Raw genomic sequence first — 18,372 nt, 5'->3', positions numbered from 1 at the left:
GTCAGAAGGCCCAGCGGGCGAAGGCGGCGGCCAGCGCGCCGACCGACAGGCTGGCGAGCAGCGCATAGAGCCCCGCCTGCCAGGGATCGATGCCGCCGGCCTTCGCCTCCGGCGCCGCGGGCGCGTCCAGCCCGGCCAGGCGGTCGTCCAGCCGGCTGAGCCAGAGCTCAAGCTCCTCGATCCGGGTGGCCAGCGGCTCGGTCGCCCGCGCCGCCGCCTCGGCGCCGCCCGGCGCCGCCTGCAGCGCCGCCAGCGCCTGGCGCATCTCCCGCTGCTCGGCGATCACGCCTTCCAGCACCCGCTGCATGCCGCCGCCGGGTGCCGGCTCCTCCCGCCGCGGCAGGCGGGCGGGGATCTGGAATTCGCGGCCATCCGCCCCGAAGCCGAGGATGACGGCCTCGCCCAGCCGCTCCCGCGCCTCGGCGCCGAGCGGCAGGGTGAAGGCATGCCGGCCATCGCCGATGCCGGCCTTGGCCAGGTCCGGCCGCAGCGAATCCGCCATGGCCTCCGCCAGGGTGCGGCCGCCGATCCGCAGCACGACGCGCACGCGGTGCTCGGGGTGGCCGAAATCCCAGGCCCAGCCATACAGCGCATCGGGCGTCAGGTTGTCGATCACGCCGCGCACGTCGGAGGAGCGGGCACCCTGCGTCCCGGTCGCCTGCTCCGGCGTGGCCGCGGCGGCATCGGGCTTCAGCATCATCATCGTCATCGGGGTCCCTTGCAGCGGCGGATGGGCGCGCGGGGTAAGGTCAGGCGACGCGGCGCGCGGGCAGGCGCGCCAGCAGGTCGCGGTAGAGCGCGAGATGCGCGACGGCGGCGGCGGCGATGGTCACCGGCGGGCGGATGTTGCCGGCGAGCGCGTCCCACAGCCCGGGCGTGGCGGCGGCGCGCCGCATGGCGGCGGCGAGGCCGGCGGGATCGCCGATCGGGGCATGCAGCCCGTCCACGCCGTCGCGCACCATCTCCGCCATGCCGCCGGCATCGCCGCAGAGGACGGGCCGGCCATGCAGGAAGGCTTCCTGGATGACCAGCGGCGCGTTCTCCCACCAGATGGAGGGGACGACGACCCAGTCCACGGCGGCCATCCGCGCCGGCAGGTCGGCGGCGGCATAGGGGCCGTGGTGGCGGGCGTCCGGCGCAACATCCAGCGCGGCGCGGAACTCGCCGAGGAAATCCTCGGACTGGTAGGCGAGCCCGCCATGCAGCGCGACGCCATGCGCGACGCCCTGCGCCGAGAGCCGGCGCGAGGCGTCCAGCAGCCCCAGCGTGCCCTTGAAGCGGTTGAGGTTGCCGAAGACGCCGAAGCGGTCGCGGCGGCCATCCGGCGCCGGCCGGGGCGGCGCTGCCGGCACCGCGGCGATGCCGTTGCGCATCACCTGCAGCTGGGCGGGCGGCAGGCCGGCGGCGATGTAGCGGCCACGGGCGAATTCGCCGGGCGTCAGGATGCGGTCGAAGCCGGCCAGCACCTGGCGGAGCTGCAGGTCGCGCATGACCAGGTCGGCGCCGCTGCGGCCGGGCAGGCAGGCCAGGCAGCGGTCGAGCGAGGGGCCGGGGCAGAGCCGGCGGTCGGTGGTCAGCAGCTGACCTTCCTGGGCGCAGATCGGGAAGAAGTCATGCGCGGTGAAGACCAGCCGGGCGCGCGGCGCGGCGCGGCGGACCAGGTCCACCATCTCCACGCCCAGCTGCAGCAGGTGATGCACATGCACCACGTCCGGCTTCAGCGCGGCGATCATCGGCGCCAGGGACGCGAGGCCGTAGCTGTCGGGCTGGGAGAGGTTGAAGCGGTCGAAATGGCCGAGCCAGAGCAGCGCCTCGTCCGCCGCGTCGCCGATGGCCTGCAGCAGCGTGCCCGGCCGGCGCTCGCGGTGCGCGGCGGTGACGGCGGCGAGGAACATGCCCTCCACGCCATGCCGGTCGCGCAGCTCCCGGAACAGGCTGCGGGCGAAGGCCTCGGTGCCGCCCGCCTGCAGCGAGGGATGGTTGTGGCAGAGGAAGAGCACGCGCATCAGCCGCGCTCCGCGCCCGGCGGCAGGCCGATGCGGAAGGCCGGCCGTGCCATCAGCGCCGCGATGTCGGCGGCCCAGCGGCGGTGGTGCAGGCCGCGGTTGTAGGTGGCGGCCAGGCTCTTGGCATAGCCCTCGTGACCGCGGATGGACTGCCGCTCGAAATGATACAGCTCGGCGGCGGGGACATAGCCGATCTCGCCGCCGGCGGCGCGCAGCCGCAGGCAGAGGTCGCTGTCCTCGTAGTCGCCGATGACGTAGTCGGTGCTGATGCCGCCGACCGCATCCCAGGCGGCGCGGCGGAGGCAGAGCGCAGCGCCGGTGACGCCCGGCACGGGGCGGGCGCGGTTCGCCGCCGGCCAGGCGCGGGGATGGCCCTTCCAGTAGTGGTCGTTGAACCAATCCGCCTCGCCGCCCAGGCGCAGGAAGTAGAGGCCGGCATGCTGCAGCGACCCGTCCTCGAACAGCAGCTTCGGCCCGACGGCCGCGAGGCGGGGGTTGCGGCGCAGCGCCGCCAGCATGGGCGCCAGCCAGCCATCGGCGGCCGGGATGACGTCCGAGTTCAGCAGCAGCAGCACCGGCGCCCGCGCCTGCTCCGCCCCGGCATGGCAGGCGGCGCCATAGCCATGGTTGCGCGGCTGCACCACCAGGGTCAGCGGCAGGTCGAACAGCCGGTGCAGGCCGCGCAGCGCATGCTCGACCTCGTCGCGCTGCTCCGGGCTGTCCAGCACGTAGATGATCTCGCAGCGGCGCAGCAGCCTGTCGCGCGCGAAGGCGCCGAGCTGGTGCCGCAGGAAGCGCAGGTTGCGGTACAGCGGGACGATGACGGCGCAGGCGGGGTCCCGCAGCGGCGGGCCCAGCCGCACCACTTCCGGCGCGCCGCGGCCGGCCATGACCAGGGCGTGCAGCCGCGCCACCGCCGGGGCGATGGCGCCGGCCATGATCTCGGCCGAGGCATGCGGCGGGGCGATGGCGGCCAGCACCGCTTCCCGCGCCGCCTGCGGGTGCAGCAGGCCGGGCGGCGCGACCAGCATCACCGGCTCGCCGGTGGTCAGCGTCAGGCGCAGTCGCCATTGCGCGGCGGGGGAGGGGGCGGCGTCCGGCAGGTGCAGGGCGAAGCCGGCCATCGCCTCCGGCCCGCCATGCGGCGCGCCGGCGAACTCCTTTACCAGGTCGGGGCGGGGGAAGCGCAGCAGCGCGTCGCGCGGCAGCCGCCGCTCGCCGAAGGGGCTGCACAGGGTCAGGCCGGCGACGAGGCCGAGCGGGTCGCGCAGCCAGCCCCGCAGGAAGACGCCGCCGGCATGGTCGGGCACCGCCAGGTCCAGCCCGGCGCCGAAGGGCAGGCCCGGGGCGGCGTGCTGGCGCACCCGGGCGGTCGGCGCCAGCAGCTGCTGGTCGCGCAGCAGCCGGGCCAGGGCAGGCTCCTCCCCGGCGCGGCGCAGCAGTTCCGCCTGCACGCGGCGGTGCAGCGCCCGCGCGGCCGGGGCCTTGTCCCGCGCCAGGGCGGACAGCACCGGCAGGCGCCGCGGCGGCGCCGGCAGCAGGATCGGGTCCTCGGCGCCGGGCGGCAGCAGCCAGGTCTCGGCGCCGCCGGGGTCGGGCAGCAGGGCGGTCTCGCCGGCCATCGCCACGCGCTGCAGCCGGCCGGGGCCCAGCAGCAGATGCGGCCCGGGCAGGGTGCCGGCGGGCAGCGCCCAGGCCAGCAGGTCGCCGCCGCAGCGGGCGAGGGGGCGGGCCGGCAGGGCCAGCGGCCGGAGCAGCGCGGCGATGCCGCGGCAGGTGGCGGCCAGCGCCGCATCCTCGGCGGCGCGGAAACTGCCGAGCGCCCGGCCGGCGACGAAGCGCAGCAGCGCCAGCAGCGCCGCCGGGTCGTCGCTGCCGAGCAGCGTCGCGGCATCCATGCGCGCGGCCAGGGCGAGACGGCGCGACTCGCCGCCAGGCAGGCCGAGGCGGAGCGTCGCGGCATCCTCCAGCCCCGGCTGGGCGCGCAGCAGCAGCAGGTGCAGGCGGCGGCCCTCGGCCTCGGTCGCCTGCCAGGAGAAGGGGGGGCGGAGCGGACCGGCGGCGCCGGCCAGGCTGGCCTCGGCCGGGCGGATCCCCGCGGGCAGGCCGGGCAGCGCCAGCAGGGCCAGGTGCGGCGACAGCGCCAGCAGCCCGGCCCCGTCCGGGGCGGCGCCGACGGCCGGCAGGGCGAGCGACGGCTCGCCCGTGCCGATGAGGAGACCCGCGGTCATGCAGGTCTGCTAGGGATCACTCCTTGCCAGTCTCTGGATCGTGTACGGTCCCCGGTTGCAGGACCGGCGCGCCAGGCGCGGGGCGGCATGGAAGACGCCGCGGGCGACCGATCCGGGCCCATCGGCGCCGCTGCGCCGATCGCCGACCGTCACGCGGCGCGACCGGGCACCCGGGGCGCCGGCCGGCGCCCGCAGGCACGGCGGCCGGGCCGGTGGGCATGGCGCATGGTCGCAGGCGTCAGATGCCGTAATGCCCGCGATACCAGGCGACGAACTCGGCGACGCCGGTCGCCACATCGGTGGAAGGGCCGTAGCCGGTCAGCGCCCGCAGCAGGCTGGCATCGGCCCAGGTCTTCAGCACCTCGCCCGGCTGCATGTCCATGTAGTTGCGGATCGCCTCCCGGCCGCAGGCGCGCTCGATCGCCGCGATGAAGTCCAGCAGCTGCACCGGCTGCGCATTGCCGATGTTGACGATGCGGAAGGGCGCGATGGCGCTGATGCTGTCGCATTCCGCCACCTTGCGCCCCACCTCCGGCCGGCACTCCACCAGCCGCAGGATCGACTCCACCAGGTCGTCCACATAGGTGAAGTCGCGCTCCATCCGGCCGTGGTTGTACACGTCGATGGTCCGGCCCTTCAGGATGGCGTCGGTGAACTTGAAGAAGGCCATGTCCGGCCTTCCCCAGGGGCCGTAGACCGTGAAGAAGCGGAACATGGTGATCGGCTGCTGCCACAGCGCCGCGTAGGAATGGCCGATCTGCTCGGTCGCCAGCTTGGTGGCGGCGTAGATGTTCAGCGGCGTGGCGACCGCGTCCGTCTCCTTGAACGGCATGGCGGTGTTGGCGCCGTAGGCGGAGCTGGTGGAGGCCATCAGCAGGTGCCGCACCGGCCGGGCCTTCACCGCCTCCAGCAGGGTGTAGGTCGCCTGGACGTTGTTGTGGATGTAGCTTTCCGGGTGTTCCAGGGCGTAGCGCACGCCGGCCTGGGCGGCGAGGTGGATGACCACCTCCGGCGCCTCGGCGGCCATCACCGCGGCCAGCCGGTCGGCCTCCACGAGGTCGAAGAGATGCGGCGTGAAGCCGGGCTGCTCGGCCAGCCGGGCATGCCGCGCCTCCTTCAGCCTGACATCGTAATAGGGAACCATCGCGTCGATGCCGGCGACGGCATGGCCCGCCGCCAGCAGCCGGCGGGCGACGTGGAACCCGATGAACCCGGCGCTGCCGGTGACAAGAACCTTCATGAGACCGGACATCCACCTGGGAGGGGCGGGAGATAGGGCAGTTCGGGCGCCGGCGGAAATGCCCTGGTAGGCGGCGCCGTGGCCCGGTGGCGACTCGGGAAAGAAGTTATCCACGTTTTCATCGACCAGGGATTGAATCTCCCGTGGATGTACTGAATTGGCATCGTATGCCCGATTCGCGTGGACAATCATACTTTCTACCAATGAAGCATCCGTTGCCGCCGGACTTGTCCGGTACGGCACCGGACCGGGTTGCCGCGCTGCGGGACCGGCTGGCATCGCGCAGCGCCCGCATCGCCGTGGTCGGCCTGGGCTATGCCGGGCTGCCGATGGCGCTGGCCCTGGCGGAGGCCGGTTTCGCCACCCTCGGCATCGATGCCTGTCCCACCCGCCTGCGCCGCCTCGCCGCCGGGGACAGCGGCATGCGCCACGTGCCGCAGCCGCCGCTGCGCGCGGCCCAGCGCAGCGGCCGCTTCGCGACCACCGGCGACTGGCGCCGGCTCTCGGCCATGGATGCCATCCTGATCTGCGTCCCGACGCCACTCGGGCCGCACGGGGAGCCCGATTTGTCGGCGGTCGAGGCCGCCGCCCGCTCGGTTGCCTGGCATCTGCATCCCGGGCAGCTCGTCGTGCTGGAATCGACCACCTGGCCCGGCACGACGCGGGAAGTGGTGCAGCCCATCCTGGAAGCCGCCGGCCTGCGCTGCGGCGAGGATTTCTGGCTGGCCTATTCGCCGGAGCGCGAGGATCCCGGCAATGCCGGCTTCCGCACCGCCGACATCCCCCGCGTGGTCGGCGGCGCCGATGCCGCATCGCTGCACCTGGCCGAGGCGCTGTACGGCGCCGTCGTCCGGCAGACCGTGCCGGTCAGCAGCCTGGAAGCGGCCGAGGCGGTGAAGCTGACCGAGAACGTCTTCCGCGCCGTCAACATCGCCCTCGCCAACGAATTGAAGCTCGCCTACGGCGCCATGGGCCTCGATGCCTGGGAAGTGACGGCCGCCGCCGGCAGCAAGCCCTTCGGCTACATGCCCTTCTTCCCCGGCCCGGGCGTCGGCGGCCACTGCATCCCGGTGGACCCCGTCTACCTCACCTGGCGCGCCCGCCATGCCGGCGCCCCGGCCCGCTTCGTCGAACTCGCCTGCGAGATCAACGCCGCCATGCCGGCGCATACCGTCCGCAGCCTGGACGCGGCGCTGCAATGCCATGGCCGCAAGCTGGCCGGCAGCCGCGTGCTGGTGCTCGGCGCCGCCTACAAGCCGGGGATCGAGGATGTGCGGGAAAGCCCGGCGCTGCGGATCATGGAGCTGATCGAGGCGCGCCGCGGCCGCGCCCTGTACCACGACCCGCATGTGCCGGTGCTGCCCGCCCTGGCGGACCACCCGACGCTGGAAGGCCGCCGGTCGCAGCCGCTGGCGAAGGCGCTGGCCCGCTGCCATGCGGTGGTGATCGTCACCGACCATGACGGGGTGGACTACGACGCCGTCTGCGCCGCCGCGCCCCTGGTGCTGGACACGCGCAATGCCTGCGCCAGGCGCGGCCTGCGCGGGCGGAACATCGTCGCCGCCTGACGGCCCGCGGGCGAATGCCCGTCGGCGCGCCCCGGGGCCGCACCGGCCGCGTGGCGGCAAGGCGCCTGCTTTCGCGGGGTCGATGGCGTCGCTCAGCCCGGCCCGCCTTGCCGTTCCGCCCCCGGCGGCCCCACATGCCGGGGGACGGAGAGGAGGACCCCGCATGGCGATCCCGGAGATGGACGAGGCGACGCGCACCGCGCTGGAGGCGGCCGCCTTCCGCAAGCTGGTCGAGCATCTGCGCGGCCGCACCGACGTGCAGAACATCGACATGATGAACCTGGCCGGCTTCTGCCGGAACTGCCTCAGCCGCTGGTACCGCGAGGGCGCGGAGGAGCGCGGCATCCCGCTGGCCGATACCGACGCGCGGGAGATCGTCTACGGCATGCCCTACAAGGACTGGCAGGCGAAGCACCAGAAGGAAGCCTCGGCCGAGCAGAAGGCGAAATTCGCCGCGGCCAACCCGGGCCACTGACCGCCGGAGAGGGCGCTGGCCATTCCGGGCCGCGCCCGTTGGGCGGCAAGGCGAACCCCCCGGCGGCGCCGGTGGACCTGGATCCTCGGGCGGCGTCACGCGCCGTGGCCTTCGCGCCGCGCCACGATCCACGCCGGCCGGAGTTTGGCGTTGCCCCGGGACCGGGGGGCGGGTACACCCGCCCCCCTTCGGTTGGGGGACCGGTCAGCATGAGCGACGTGGACGAGGAAGCCCGGGAGAGCCGGGCACGCCAGGCGGCGGACCCGGACCCGGAGGTGGGTGGCATCGCCGCCGACCGGCTGCGCAGCATCATCGAGCGGATCGAGCGGCTGGAGGAGGAGCGCAAGGCCCTCGCCAGCGACATCAAGGACATCTTCGCCGAGGCCAAGAGCGCTGGCTTCGACGTGAAGGTCGTTCGCCAGCTCATCTCCATCCGCCGCAAGGAACCGGCGGAGGTGGAGGAGCAGGAGACCCTGCTCGAGCTCTATCGCCGCGCGCTCGGCATGTAGCCTGGCCGGGGGAGCGGGCCGGGGGCCCTGGCCCCCGGCCGCCCCCTCAGGCCGGCCGGCATCGCCGCCGGCCGGCCCGGTCATCCTGCCCGGCGCGCGGCACCGGCGAGCAGGCGTCGCCGTGCCCGCAGCCCTGCGTCACTGCGGCAGGAAGTCCGGCACCGAGAGGTAGCGCTCCCCGGTGTCGTAGTTGAAGCCCAGCACCCGCGCGCCCTTCGGCAGGTCCGGCAGCTTCTGCGCGATGGCCGCCAGCGTGGCGCCGGAGGAGATGCCGACCAGCAGCCCTTCCTTCGTCGCCGATTGCCGGGCGAATTCACGGGCGTCGTCGGCCGAGACCTGGATCACCCCGTCCAGCAGCCCGGTATGCAGGTTGGCCGGCACGAAGCCGGCGCCGATGCCCTGGATGGGATGCGGGGAGGGCTGGCCGCCGGAGATGACCGGGGAGGCCGCGGGCTCCACCGCGAAGACCCGCAGCGTCGGCCAGGCCTCCTTCAGCACCTGGGCGCAGCCGGTGATGTGGCCGCCGGTGCCGACGCCGGTGATCAGCACGTCCACGCCCTCGGGGAAATCCTGCAGGATCTCCTGCGCCGTGGTGCGGACATGCACCTCGATATTCGCCGGGTTCTCGAATTGCTGCGGGATCCAGGCGCCCGGCGTCTGCGCGGCGAGTTCCTCGGCCCGGGCGATGGCGCCCTTCATGCCCTTCTCCCGCGGCGTCAGGTCGAAGGTTGCGCCATAGGCCTGCATCAGGCGGCGCCGCTCGATCGACATGCTCTCCGGCATCACCAGCACCAGCCGGTAGCCCTTCACCGCCGCCGCCATGGCCAGGCCGATGCCGGTATTGCCCGAGGTCGGTTCGATGATCGTTCCGCCCGGCTTGAGCTTGCCGTCGCGCTCCGCCGCCTCGATCATCGCCAGGCCGATGCGGTCCTTGATGGACCCGCCGGGATTGGCGCGCTCCGACTTCACCCAGACTTCCGCATCTGGGAAAAGGCGGGACAGGCGGATATGCGGCGTGCCGCCGATGGTATCGAGGACGCTGTTCGCCTTCATGCGACGTCGCTCCGTGGAATTTGCATCCCTTACGGATAATCCACCCGCATCCTCCAGGGAAGGGCGACGCGGCGGCGGCGGGGCCGTGGACAGCTTCGCGTGACCGCGGGGAACCCGCTGGCGGTGTCCCGCCTCAGTCCTCCCGGCCGGGACAGGGGAGGAATCGGATGCGCCCAGGGTTGATCATGGCTGCGGTCATCATGGCTGCCGTGCCGCTGCTGCCCGTCGCCGGCCAGGCCGCCGGCGACGCCGAGGCGGGGAAGACCGCCTTCGGCCGCCGCTGCGGCGTCTGCCACGCGGTGGCGGAGGGGCAGAACAAGGTCGGCCCCAGCCTGCATGGCGTGGTCGGCCGGCCGGCCGGGCAGGTAGCGAATTTCAACTACTCGCCGGCCATGAAGGGTTCCGGCAAGACCTGGGACGAGGCCGCGCTGAGCGCCTATCTCGACGATCCCAAGGCCTATGTGCCCGGCAACCGCATGATCCTGGCTGGCATCAAGGACGAGGCGGAGCGGCAGAACATCATCGCCTATCTGGAGACGCAGAAGTAGCGCCGGGCTCCGGCGCCGCGAGCAGCCGGTGGCGCAGCAGCCAGCGCATGCCGTGCCGCCAGCTTTCGTCGGTGTTGCCGCGGATGTCGACGCTCCAGGTGGCGCGCGGCCGGGCCGAAGGCGCCTCCAGCACCACCACGGTGATGTTGAGGATGAGGTTGCTGACCTTCTGCACGGTGGTGACCAGGGCGAGCGAGGCGCCGAGCGAAGCAGCCGCCTCCGCCGCGCAGCCGGCGCAGTTCCGCAGCGCCGGCCCCTCGGCGAGGCGGGCGCGCTGCGGCTCGACCTCCACCACCTCGTAGCGGCCGGAGGCGGCGAGCGCCTCGCGCAGCTGCGCCGCGATCATCGCCAGGCGCTGCTGCTGCTCCGGCTTCGGGCCTTCGCCGGAACTGTCCAGCAATTCCGCGTCGAAGACGGCGACGCGGTCGGCAGCGCGGACCGGCAGGGCCGCCAGCGCGAGCAGCAGCGGCAGCCAGGCCGCACGGCGTGTTGAGCGCATCGCGTCTCCGCACCTCCCCGATCCCGGGACAGGATACACGGGACGCGTCGGCAGGATGCCGGTGCGCGGGAGGAGACGGCTTGGCAGGATCGCCCGCTCTTAGCCGGCGCGCCCTGGTCGCCGCCGCGGCGCTGCTGCCTTCGGCCGCGCGGGCGCAGGCGTCCCCGCTCGTCATCGGCTACCTGTCGCTGCGGCCGCCGCGGCCCCTGGCCGCGACCCTGCTGGAGCCGCCGCCGGCCGACGAGGGCGCGCAGGGCGCCCGGCTGGGCCTGCGGGACAACGCCACCACCGGCCGCTTCACCGGCCAGGCCTTCGCATTGGAGGAGCGCCGCGCCGAGCAGCCGCAGGCGGCGCTGGAGGCGTTGCGCGGGTTGCTGGCCGCCGGCCTCCGCCTGGTGGTGGCGGACCTGCCTGCCGAGCTGCTGCTGCCCGCCGCCGCCGAGCCGGGGGCGCTGCTGCTGAACATCGGCGCGCCGGACGACGCGCTGCGCAACGCCGATTGCCGCCGCAACATCCTGCATGTGCTGCCCAGCCGCGCCATGCTGGCCGATGCCCTGGCGCAGTACCTGGCGGTGAAGCGGTGGCGCAGCCTCTTCCTCGCGGTCGGGCCGGCGCCGGGCGACCAGCTGCTGGCCGAGGCGATGCGCCGCGCCGCGCGCAAATTCGGCCTTCGCGTCGTGCTGGACAAGACCTGGACCCATGAGCCCGGGGCGCAGCGCACCGATACCGGCCACATGTCCATCGCGGCGGAAGCGGCGCGCTTCACCCAGGGGGCGCCCGGCTACGACATCCTGCTGGTCTGCGACGAGGCCGGCGGCTGGGGGGAGAGCCTGGCCTGGCGGACCACCGACCCGCGTCCGGTGGCCGGCACCCAGGGCCTGACGCCGACGATCTGGTCGCCGGTGCACGAGCAGTGGGGCGCGACGCAGCTGCAGCGCCGCTTCCGCGCCCAGGCCGGCCGCGCCATGACGCCGCTGGACCACGCTGCCTGGCTGGCGCTGCGGGCGATCGGGGAAGGCGCGACGCGCAGCCAGTCCACCGACCCGGCCCGCGTCATAAACTACCTCCGCAGCCCGGAATTCGAGCTGGCCGGCTTCAAGGGCGCCCGGCTCTCCTTCCGCGACTGGGACGGGCAGTTGCGCCAGCCCATCCTGCTGGCCGGGCCGCGGGCGCTGGTCGCCGTCTCGCCGCAGCCGGGCTTCCAGCACCGCGTCTCGGAGCTCGACACCCTCGGCACCGACCGGCCGGAGACCGCATGCCGACCCTCCTGACACTCCTCCTCGCGCTCCTCCTGCCCACGCTCGCGCGGGCGGAGACCATCATGGTCTCCAACGAGAAGGACAACACCGTCACCGTCCTGGATGGCGGGACGCTGCAGGTGCTGCGCACCGTCCGGGTGGGGGAGCGGCCGCGCGGCATCGTGCTCTCGCGCGACCGGCGCCTGCTCTTCGTCTGCGCCGGCGACAGCGACCGCATCGACGTGCTGGACACGGAAAGCTGGCGCGTCGTGCGCCACCTGCCGAGCGGGTCGGACCCCGAGCGCGCCGCGCTGCACCCGGATGGCCGCCGCCTCTTCGTCGCCAACGAGGACGACAACATGGTGACGGTCGTCGATGTGGAGCGCGGGGTGGTGCTGCAGGAGATCCCGGTGGGGGTGGAGCCGGAGGGCATGGGGCTCAGCCCCGATGGCCGCTTCGTGGTCAACACCTCCGAGACCACGAACATGGCGCATGTGATCGAGGCCGATAGCGGGAGGATCCTGGCCAATGTCCTGGTCGGCGCCCGGCCGCGCTATGCGCTGTGGGAGCCGGACGGGCGGCGCTTCTGGGTCTCGGCCGAGATCGGCGGCACGCTGACCCTGATCGGCGCCGACGACTGGAAGGTGCTGGGGCAGGTGTCCTTCGCCATCCCCGGCGTGCCGCCGGAGGCGGTGCAGCCCGTCGGCATGGTGTTCTCCCGCGACGCCACGAAGCTCTTCGTCGCGCTGGGCCCGGCCAACCGCGTGGCGGTGGTCGACGTGGCGACGCGGCGGGTGGAGCGCCTGCTGCTGGTCGGCCAGCGGGTCTGGAACCTGGCGCTCTCGGCCGATGGCGGGCGGCTCTACACCACCAACGGCGTCAGCAACGACATGTCGGTGGTGGACATCGCCGCCATGCGGGTGACGCGCAGCGTGCCGGTGGGGCAGGCGCCCTGGGGCGTGGTGGTGAAGCCATGAGGCCCTGGCTGGCGCTGGCCGCGCTGCTGCCCGCCGCCGCCCTGGCGCAGCCCAAGGGCGACCCCGACTGGCCCTGCGTGCAGCGCCTGGTGCCGGTGGTGGCCGCCGGCGCGCTCTGGCCCGAGGCGGGGGAGGGCGACTGGCACGCGGAGCCGGAGGTCGCGGCGCTGGCGCGGCGCCTGGCGCCGCGCGGGGTGGCGGAGGCCGAAGGCCTTGCCGCCATCGAGGGCTTCGCCGCGCCGCTCGGCCCGGACCAGCGGCGGCGCCTGCTGCCGCTGGCCTTTGCCGGCCTGCTGGAGGAGACCAATGCGCAGCGCGGCCAGGTGATCGAGCAGCTGCGCCGCTTCGCCCGCCGCCAGCGCGACCTGGCCGAGCGGGTGCGCGGGCTGGAGGCGGAGCAGCGCGCCGCCCCGACCGCGGCGCAGGAGGAGCTGACCCAACGCCACTTCTTCGCCGCCAAGGCCTATTCGGATGCCGAGCGCACGCTGCGCTATGCCTGCGAGGCGCCGGTCAGGCTGGAGGCGCGCCTCGGCGCCTGGACCCGGGCGCTGCGGGCGGCGCTGCCGGGCGAATAGCTACCGCCAGCCCGCGGCCGGCTGCGCCGCCGCCAGCGGCAGGCCGGCGGCTTCCCAGCCATCCGTGCCTTCGCGGTACCACAGCACGCGGCGCCAGCCCCAGCCGGCCGCGCGCTGCGCCGCGGTCCGGCTCAGCCGGCAATCCATCAGGCAGTAGACGACCAGGGGCCGGTCGCGGTCGCCGCCGGTCGCCTGCTCCAGCGCCGCGAGGAACCGCGCCTCCGCCTCCGGCGGGAGCACCTCGTGCCCCGCCCCGGGCAGCCAGAGGCTGCCGGGAATGCCGAAGCGCGGGGCGGGACGCCAGAGCGTGTCGGCGGGCAGCCCCGCCGGCCGTCGCGGCGCGTCCAGCACGTCGATCCAGGCGGCGCCGCCGGCCTGGAAGAGCCGCCAGGCCGCCGCCGTGTCGATGGTCCCGATGCCGGGGGCGGCGGCTTCCCCCGCCGCCGCCAGCAGCGGCGCGGCCAGCAGCAGGGCACGCCGCCTCACGGCGCCTGCAGCCGGCCTTCCGCGTCCAGCAGCGGCACGCCGTAGTCGCGCAGGATGCCGTCGATCTCCGCCTGGTGCTCGCGGATCACCGCATTGATCCGGCGGCGCCAGTCGGCTTCCTGCCCGCGCACGCCCATGGTGATGCGGAAATCCATGCGCGCCGCGCCCGGCTCGCTCGGCAGCGCCCGCAGCGCGAGCGGCAGGCCCTTCACCCGGGCCTGGTAGCCGGCGATCGGGCCCCAGACCATCGCCGCGTCCAGCGTGCCGTCGGCCACCGCCTGCAGCAATTCCGCCCCGGGGCTGTCATGCCGCGTGTCCACCGCCAGCGGGAAGAAGCGGGTGTTGCCCACCAGCCCGTGCCGCAGCAGCAGGTCGGTCGGCGGCGTGCGGGCGATGGCGCCGAGCTTCAGCGCCTTCATCGCCGGGTCGTCCAGGCTCTCCGGCACCGGATGGTCCGTCCGGTGCGCCAGGACATAGGCGGTGTGGTAGTAGGGGTTGGTGTTCTGCATCAGCTCGTCGCCGGCCACCGTCCCCATCACCAGGTCGCAGCGGCCGGCGCGCAGGGTGTTGCGCACGAAGCCCTGCACCTGCGGGAAGAACACGTAGTCCAGCCGCCGGTCCAGTGCCTTCGCCACCAGCGCGGCGATGCGGTTCTCGAACCCCTCCTGCCGCTCGTTGGAGAAGGGCAGGTTGGCCGGGTCGGCGCAGACGCGCAGCGCATCCGTCGCCACCAGGTCGCCGGTCTGCGCCCCCGCCGGCGGAGCCGGCAGCAGCGCCGCAACCGGCAGCGCCAGCAGCAGCACGGCCAGCGACGTGGCGAGGGCGGCGCGCCGCCTCACCGCCCGATCCGCTCCGGCCGGCCGCGGCCCAGCGCGCCGTCGGAGCGCGCCTTGAGATAGGCGTAGATGTCGTCGAGATAGGTCACCACATCCTCGACATGGCCGAAGGACGGCATGACGTTCTGCTGCGAGCTGCTGACATTCTGCCGGCCGTTGATCACCGTCTCGGCGAATTGCTCCTGGCTGAGGTGCTTCAGCGAGTCCGTCAGGTTCGGCGCGTAGCTGCTGCCGGCGCCGTCGGGGCCATGGCATTGCAGGCAGGAATTGCCGTAGCGGCGATAGCCGTTGAAGGTCGCCTGGTCCACCTTGCCGTCCACGACCTTGTAGGGTTTTTCGTCCTTGTCCTCGGCCAGGGCGGCGCCGCCCAATGCGGCGAGCACCAGGGCCGAAGCCATCAGCATCTTCATCGGGCGAAAGCTCCCGCAGGACCGGCGCCGCCTGGCGCCGGTCCGCCGTTGACGGGTGGTCAGTTCGGCAGGGCGAAGACGGTCAGCACGCCGCCGAGCTGGGTGTAGTCGGACAGCGACTTGTAGGCGCCGACCGCGCCCAGCCCCTCGCTTTCCCCCTGCAGGCCGGCCGCCATGCCGATGCCGGCCCAGCCGCCGACGCCGGACAGCACCGCCACATACTGCTTGCCCTTGTGGGTGAAGGTGTTGACGTTGCCGATGATGCCGGACGGCGTGCGGTAGCTGAACAGCTCCTTGCCGTCCTTCAGGTCCACCGCCTTCAGGTAGCCTTCCAGCGTGCCGTAGAAGACGATGTCGCCCGCCGTCGCCAGCGCCCCCGACCAGACGGAGAAGCGTTCCGGCTTCGACCAGACGATCCGGCCCTGGCCGGCATCCCAGGCGATGAAATTGCCCATGTGGTCCGACCCCTTGGGCGGATACATGGACAGCGTCGCGCCGATATAGGGCTGCCCCGCGGTGTAGGAGACGCGGAAGGGCTCGTAGTCCATGCAGACATGGTTGGTCGGCACGTAGAACATGCCGCTGCGCGGCGAATAGGCCGCCGGCTGCTGGTCCTTGCTGCCCAGCGCGGCCGGGCAGATGTTCTGGGTGTTCTGGTCCTCGCCGCCCTGCCGCGTGGAGAATTCGCGCACCACCTGCGGCCGGCCGGTCTCCATGTCCACATGCGTCGCCCAGTTCACCGCCGGGTCGAATTTCTGCGCCACCAGCAGCTGGCCATTTTCCCGGTTCAGCGTGTAGCCGAAGCCGTTCCGGTCGAAATGCACCAGGGCCTTGGCGACGCGCTGGTTGCCGACTTGGATGTTGTCGGCCAGGATCATCTCGTTGACGCCGTCGTAGTCCCACTCGTCATGCGGCGTCATCTGGTAGACCCAGCGGGCCATGCCGGTATTGGCGTCGCGGGCGAAGATGGTCATGGACCACTTGTTGTCGCCCGGCCGCTGCACCGGGTTCCAGGTGCCGGGGTTGCCGGAGCCGTAGTAGATCAGGTTCAGCTCCGGGTCGTAGCTGATCCAGCCCCAGGTGGCGCCGCCGCCGATCTTCCACTGGTCGCCTTCCCAGGTCCGCAGCGAGCTGTTCTCGCCGACCGGCTGGCCCATGGCCGTGGTCTTCTGCGGGTCGAACAGGATCTCGTTGTCCGGGCCGACGGAATAGGCGCGCCAGGCCTGCTTGCCATCCGCCAGGTTGTAGGCGGTGATGTGGCCGCGGATGCCGAACTCGCCGCCGGAGATGCCGACCAGCACCTTGTCGCCCACCACCAGCGGCGACATGGTCGAGGTCTCGCCCTTGCCGGCATCGCCGTTCTTCACCTTCCAGACCTCGCGGCCCGTCCTGGCGTCGAGCGCGACCAGCGTCGTATCGGCCTGGCTGAGGATGATCTTGCCGTCGGCATAGGCCGGGCCGCGGTTCACCGTGTCGCAGCACATCACGCCGATGACGGAAGGATCCTGCGTCGGCTCGTAGCGCCAGAGCACCCGGCCGGGGGTGTTGAGGTCGAGCGCGAAGACGCGGTTGGGGAAGGGCGTGTGGATGTACATCACCTCCCCGACCACCAGCGGCCCGCCTTCGTGCCCGCGCAGCACGCCGGTGGAGAACTGCCAGGCCGGGCGGAGCTGGTTCACGTTCTCCCGGTTGATCTGGTTCAGCTCGCTGTAGCGTTGCGATGCGTAATTGCCGTTCGGGATGACCCATTGGTTCGGGTCGCGCTGCAGGCGGAGCAATTCCGGATTGGCGGAGGCACCCGTGGCCGCGACGGCCAGGGTCAACGCCAGGGCGGCGCGTTTCAGCATCTTGTCGTTCCTCCATCGGCCTTGCGGCCGCAGGCCCTCGCATCGGTCTTCGTGCCGGTGGCGCGCGCCGCCGGATCGGCGAAGCCGGCTTGCGACGAAGCCGCACTCGCCCGCAAGAAGCTATTGGCATGCGCGCCGCAGGCACAAGCAAGCGCGACCAGGGCCGGCCGCACGAGTTCGACAACACGCATTGCGCGACCGCCCCGCCGCGCCGCACATGGCATGCGCCGCGCCGCGCCGCGCCGCGCAGTGCCGACCGCAAGCGGCAGCGGCGCATCGCGGCGCGGCGCGTGGCCGCGCTGTGGGCAAGGGAAGGAACCGGGTGCATGAGGCGCCGTGCGCTGCTCGGCCTCGCGGCCACACCCCCGCTGCTGGTCGCGGCGGATGCGCCGCCGCCGCTGTCCGAGGCGCAGATCCTGCTGTTCGAGACGCCGCATCTCGCCGGCCTGCAGCCGCCGCTGCGCCTCGACTACGGCTTCACCCGCGACGAGCCGGGACGCGAGCCGGTGCGGGACCGCATCCGCCTGCAGGTCACGGCGGGCGAGGCGGAGGGCCGCTTCGACGTGAGCCCGGAATTCCTCACCGGCGCCCGCGCCATCCGCTACCCGGTGGCGCATGGCTTCCGCGGCAACCCGCTGCTGCTCTTCGCCCTCGACCGCGACGCCCGGGAGATGAGCGCGGCGACCGGCGGCAGCATTGGCTGGTTCCGCAACCATCTCCGCCGCGCCTTCGCCGAGGCGGCGCCGCCGCGCCGCGTCATGCTGGACCTGGCGGGGCGGGCGGTGCCGGCCAGCGAGATCCTGCTGGAGCCTTTCGCCGACGAGCCGCGGGCGCGGCTGTTCCGCCAGCGCCGCTACCGCTTCGTGCTGGCCGAGGCGGTGCCGGGCTGGATCCAGGGCATCGCCACCGACATGCCGGCGGACGATGCGGGCGGCCGGCTGCGGGAGGAGATCCGCTTCGCCGGCGCGTCGCCGGCGGCGGAGGGCGCGGGATGAGGCGGGTGCTGGCCTTGTCCCTGCTGCTCGCGGCCCCGGCGGCCCTGGCGCATGACTACCCGACCGTCGCGCGGGCCGACTACGTGTTGGGTTGCATGGCCGCCAACGGCAACACCCGGCTGGCGCTGGAACGCTGCGCCTGCGCCATCGACGCCATCGCGGCGCAGTTGCCCTATGAGCGATACGAGGCCGCGGACACCGCGCTGCGCATGCTGGCCGGCAATCTCGGCGAGCGCGGCGCGGCCTTCCGCGACCCGCCGCAGGTGCGGGCGGAGGTGGAGGCCCTGCGGCGCGCCCAGGCCGAGGCGACGCTGCAATGCTTCCCGTGAGGCGGGCGCGGGCCTGACCGGCGGCCGGCCGTCGCGCCGGCTTTCGCCGGCCGTGGTTTGTCGCCACTCTGGGCCGGCAAGGCCGCCCGGAAGCAGGGGCGCGGCAGGGGAAACGCCGGATGGCAGACGGGTTCGCGCCGGAACGACCGGGGCAGGGGCGGCGGCACCCACGGACCGGGCCGCGCGGCCGCGGGACGGAGCCGGCGGCGCGGGCGGCGATCCGGGACGCGCTCGGCGGCCTGGAACCGCGGCGCGACCTGCTGATCGAGCATCTGCACGCGCTGCAGGACCGCCATGGCGGCCTGCGCAAGGGGCATCTGGTGGCACTGGCGGAGTGGCTGCGGCTTGCCCCGGTCGAGGTCTTCGAGGTGGCGAGCTTCTACCACCATTTCGAGGTGCTGGAGGATGCGGTGCCGGCGCCGCCGACCACCATCCGGGTCTGCGGCAGCCTGCCCTGTGCCCTGGCCGGCGCGCAGGGTCTGCTGGATGCCCTGCGCGCCGCGCCGCCCGGCGGCGCGCGGGTCGTCGCGGCGCCCTGCCTGGGCGCCTG

The 18,372-nt window shown here is 73.6% G+C and carries 20 protein-coding genes; 10 read left to right on the top strand and 10 right to left on the bottom strand.

What is annotated here, in order from left to right; all coding sequences use genetic code 11:
• Position 1: 1 nt before the first annotated feature.
• From E2C05_RS04925 to E2C05_RS04910, 4 genes are all read right to left on the bottom strand, one after another.
• A complete protein-coding gene (locus tag E2C05_RS04925) occupies positions 2–709 on the bottom strand; it encodes a hypothetical protein (RefSeq protein WP_158291957.1) in 708 nt (235 codons plus the stop codon).
• A 40-nt stretch (positions 710–749) separates the two neighbouring features.
• Entirely contained in the window at positions 750–2,006 is a 1,257-nt protein-coding gene (locus E2C05_RS04920; RefSeq protein WP_133218492.1) for a glycosyltransferase family 4 protein, read from the bottom strand.
• Positions 2,006–4,237, bottom strand: coding sequence for a glycosyltransferase (locus E2C05_RS04915; RefSeq protein ID WP_133218491.1), 2,232 nt, complete (start codon positions 4,235–4,237; stop codon positions 2,006–2,008). The genes E2C05_RS04920 and E2C05_RS04915 overlap by 1 nt, the downstream gene beginning before the upstream one ends.
• 238 nt (positions 4,238–4,475) lie before the next feature.
• Positions 4,476–5,477, bottom strand: coding sequence for an NAD-dependent epimerase/dehydratase family protein (locus tag E2C05_RS04910; RefSeq protein WP_133218490.1), 1,002 nt, complete (start codon positions 5,475–5,477; stop codon positions 4,476–4,478).
• A 227-nt stretch (positions 5,478–5,704) separates the two neighbouring features.
• Between E2C05_RS04910 and E2C05_RS04905 the strand changes: the two genes are divergently transcribed.
• From E2C05_RS04905 to E2C05_RS04895, 3 genes are all read left to right on the top strand, one after another.
• On the top strand, positions 5,705–7,045 hold the full coding sequence (locus E2C05_RS04905; RefSeq protein WP_240046574.1) for a nucleotide sugar dehydrogenase: 1,341 nt from the start codon (positions 5,705–5,707) through the stop codon (positions 7,043–7,045).
• A gap of 163 nt (positions 7,046–7,208) precedes the next feature.
• Positions 7,209–7,520 carry a DUF1244 domain-containing protein gene (locus E2C05_RS04900; protein ID WP_133218488.1) on the top strand — a complete coding sequence of 104 codons (312 nt, stop codon included), beginning with the start codon at positions 7,209–7,211 and terminating at the stop codon, positions 7,518–7,520.
• Between the two features lie 209 nt (positions 7,521–7,729).
• Entirely contained in the window at positions 7,730–8,029 is a 300-nt protein-coding gene (locus E2C05_RS04895) for a DUF2312 domain-containing protein (protein ID WP_133218487.1), read from the top strand.
• A gap of 138 nt (positions 8,030–8,167) precedes the next feature.
• Here the strand turns inward: E2C05_RS04895 and cysK are convergent, their stop codons facing one another.
• Entirely contained in the window at positions 8,168–9,082 is a 915-nt protein-coding gene (cysK, locus tag E2C05_RS04890; protein ID WP_133218486.1) for a cysteine synthase A, read from the bottom strand.
• A 209-nt stretch (positions 9,083–9,291) separates the two neighbouring features.
• Between cysK and E2C05_RS04885 the strand changes: the two genes are divergently transcribed.
• Positions 9,292–9,630 carry a c-type cytochrome gene (locus E2C05_RS04885; RefSeq protein ID WP_456306477.1) on the top strand — a complete coding sequence of 113 codons (339 nt, stop codon included), beginning with the start codon at positions 9,292–9,294 and terminating at the stop codon, positions 9,628–9,630.
• Here E2C05_RS04885 and E2C05_RS04880 read toward each other — a convergent pair.
• Complete coding sequence (locus E2C05_RS04880) at positions 9,602–10,129, bottom strand: DUF3280 domain-containing protein (protein ID WP_133218484.1); 528 nt, start codon at positions 10,127–10,129, stop codon at positions 9,602–9,604. The two genes, E2C05_RS04885 and E2C05_RS04880, sit on opposite strands and share 29 nt — an antisense overlap.
• Positions 10,130–10,209: 80 nt before the next feature.
• On the opposite strand from E2C05_RS04880, the gene E2C05_RS04875 reads away from it, so the two are divergent.
• Genes E2C05_RS04875 through E2C05_RS04865 form a run of 3 tightly spaced genes read left to right on the top strand, consistent with a single transcriptional unit; the run spans position 10,210 to position 12,919 of the window.
• Entirely contained in the window at positions 10,210–11,400 is a 1,191-nt protein-coding gene (locus E2C05_RS04875; RefSeq protein ID WP_133218483.1) for an ABC transporter substrate-binding protein, read from the top strand.
• Positions 11,385–12,344 carry a PQQ-dependent catabolism-associated beta-propeller protein gene (locus tag E2C05_RS04870; RefSeq protein ID WP_133218482.1) on the top strand — a complete coding sequence of 320 codons (960 nt, stop codon included), beginning with the start codon at positions 11,385–11,387 and terminating at the stop codon, positions 12,342–12,344. The genes E2C05_RS04875 and E2C05_RS04870 overlap by 16 nt, the downstream gene beginning before the upstream one ends.
• Positions 12,341–12,919, top strand: coding sequence for a hypothetical protein (locus E2C05_RS04865; protein WP_133218481.1), 579 nt, complete (start codon positions 12,341–12,343; stop codon positions 12,917–12,919). The genes E2C05_RS04870 and E2C05_RS04865 overlap by 4 nt, the downstream gene beginning before the upstream one ends.
• Here the strand turns inward: E2C05_RS04865 and E2C05_RS04860 are convergent, their stop codons facing one another.
• From E2C05_RS04860 to E2C05_RS04845, 4 genes are read right to left on the bottom strand one after another with little or no spacing between them, the layout of a single operon-like run.
• Complete coding sequence (locus E2C05_RS04860) at positions 12,920–13,405, bottom strand: rhodanese-like domain-containing protein (RefSeq protein WP_158291956.1); 486 nt, start codon at positions 13,403–13,405, stop codon at positions 12,920–12,922. It abuts the gene before it with no gap.
• On the bottom strand, positions 13,402–14,244 hold the full coding sequence (locus tag E2C05_RS04855) for a substrate-binding domain-containing protein (protein WP_133218479.1): 843 nt from the start codon (positions 14,242–14,244) through the stop codon (positions 13,402–13,404). The genes E2C05_RS04860 and E2C05_RS04855 overlap by 4 nt, the downstream gene beginning before the upstream one ends.
• Positions 14,241–14,651, bottom strand: coding sequence for a c-type cytochrome (locus E2C05_RS04850; protein WP_133218478.1), 411 nt, complete (start codon positions 14,649–14,651; stop codon positions 14,241–14,243). The genes E2C05_RS04855 and E2C05_RS04850 overlap by 4 nt, the downstream gene beginning before the upstream one ends.
• Positions 14,652–14,710: 59 nt before the next feature.
• Positions 14,711–16,498 (bottom strand): methanol/ethanol family PQQ-dependent dehydrogenase, encoded by a 1,788-nt coding sequence (locus E2C05_RS04845; protein ID WP_133218477.1) that lies wholly within the window; start codon positions 16,496–16,498, stop codon positions 14,711–14,713.
• A gap of 326 nt (positions 16,499–16,824) precedes the next feature.
• Between E2C05_RS04845 and E2C05_RS04840 the strand changes: the two genes are divergently transcribed.
• The 3 genes from E2C05_RS04840 to E2C05_RS04830 all read left to right on the top strand — a co-directional run.
• Positions 16,825–17,493, top strand: coding sequence for a hypothetical protein (locus E2C05_RS04840; RefSeq protein WP_133218476.1), 669 nt, complete (start codon positions 16,825–16,827; stop codon positions 17,491–17,493).
• The gene (locus tag E2C05_RS04835) at positions 17,490–17,822 is read left to right on the top strand and encodes a hypothetical protein (RefSeq protein WP_133218475.1); all 333 of its coding nucleotides are present in this window, start codon (positions 17,490–17,492) and stop codon (positions 17,820–17,822) included. The genes E2C05_RS04840 and E2C05_RS04835 overlap by 4 nt, the downstream gene beginning before the upstream one ends.
• A 119-nt stretch (positions 17,823–17,941) precedes the next feature.
• The coding region (locus tag E2C05_RS04830) for an NADH-quinone oxidoreductase subunit NuoE family protein (protein WP_192912414.1) at positions 17,942–18,372 on the top strand (431 nt) is incomplete at its 3' end.

The sequence above is a fragment of the Paracraurococcus ruber genome (genome assembly GCF_004353985.1).
Taxonomy (GTDB): Bacteria; Pseudomonadota; Alphaproteobacteria; order Acetobacterales; family Acetobacteraceae; genus Paracraurococcus; species Paracraurococcus ruber.
The sequence above is the reverse complement of the archived record's forward strand: the minus strand, read 5'-3'. Positions and strand labels throughout refer to the sequence as shown.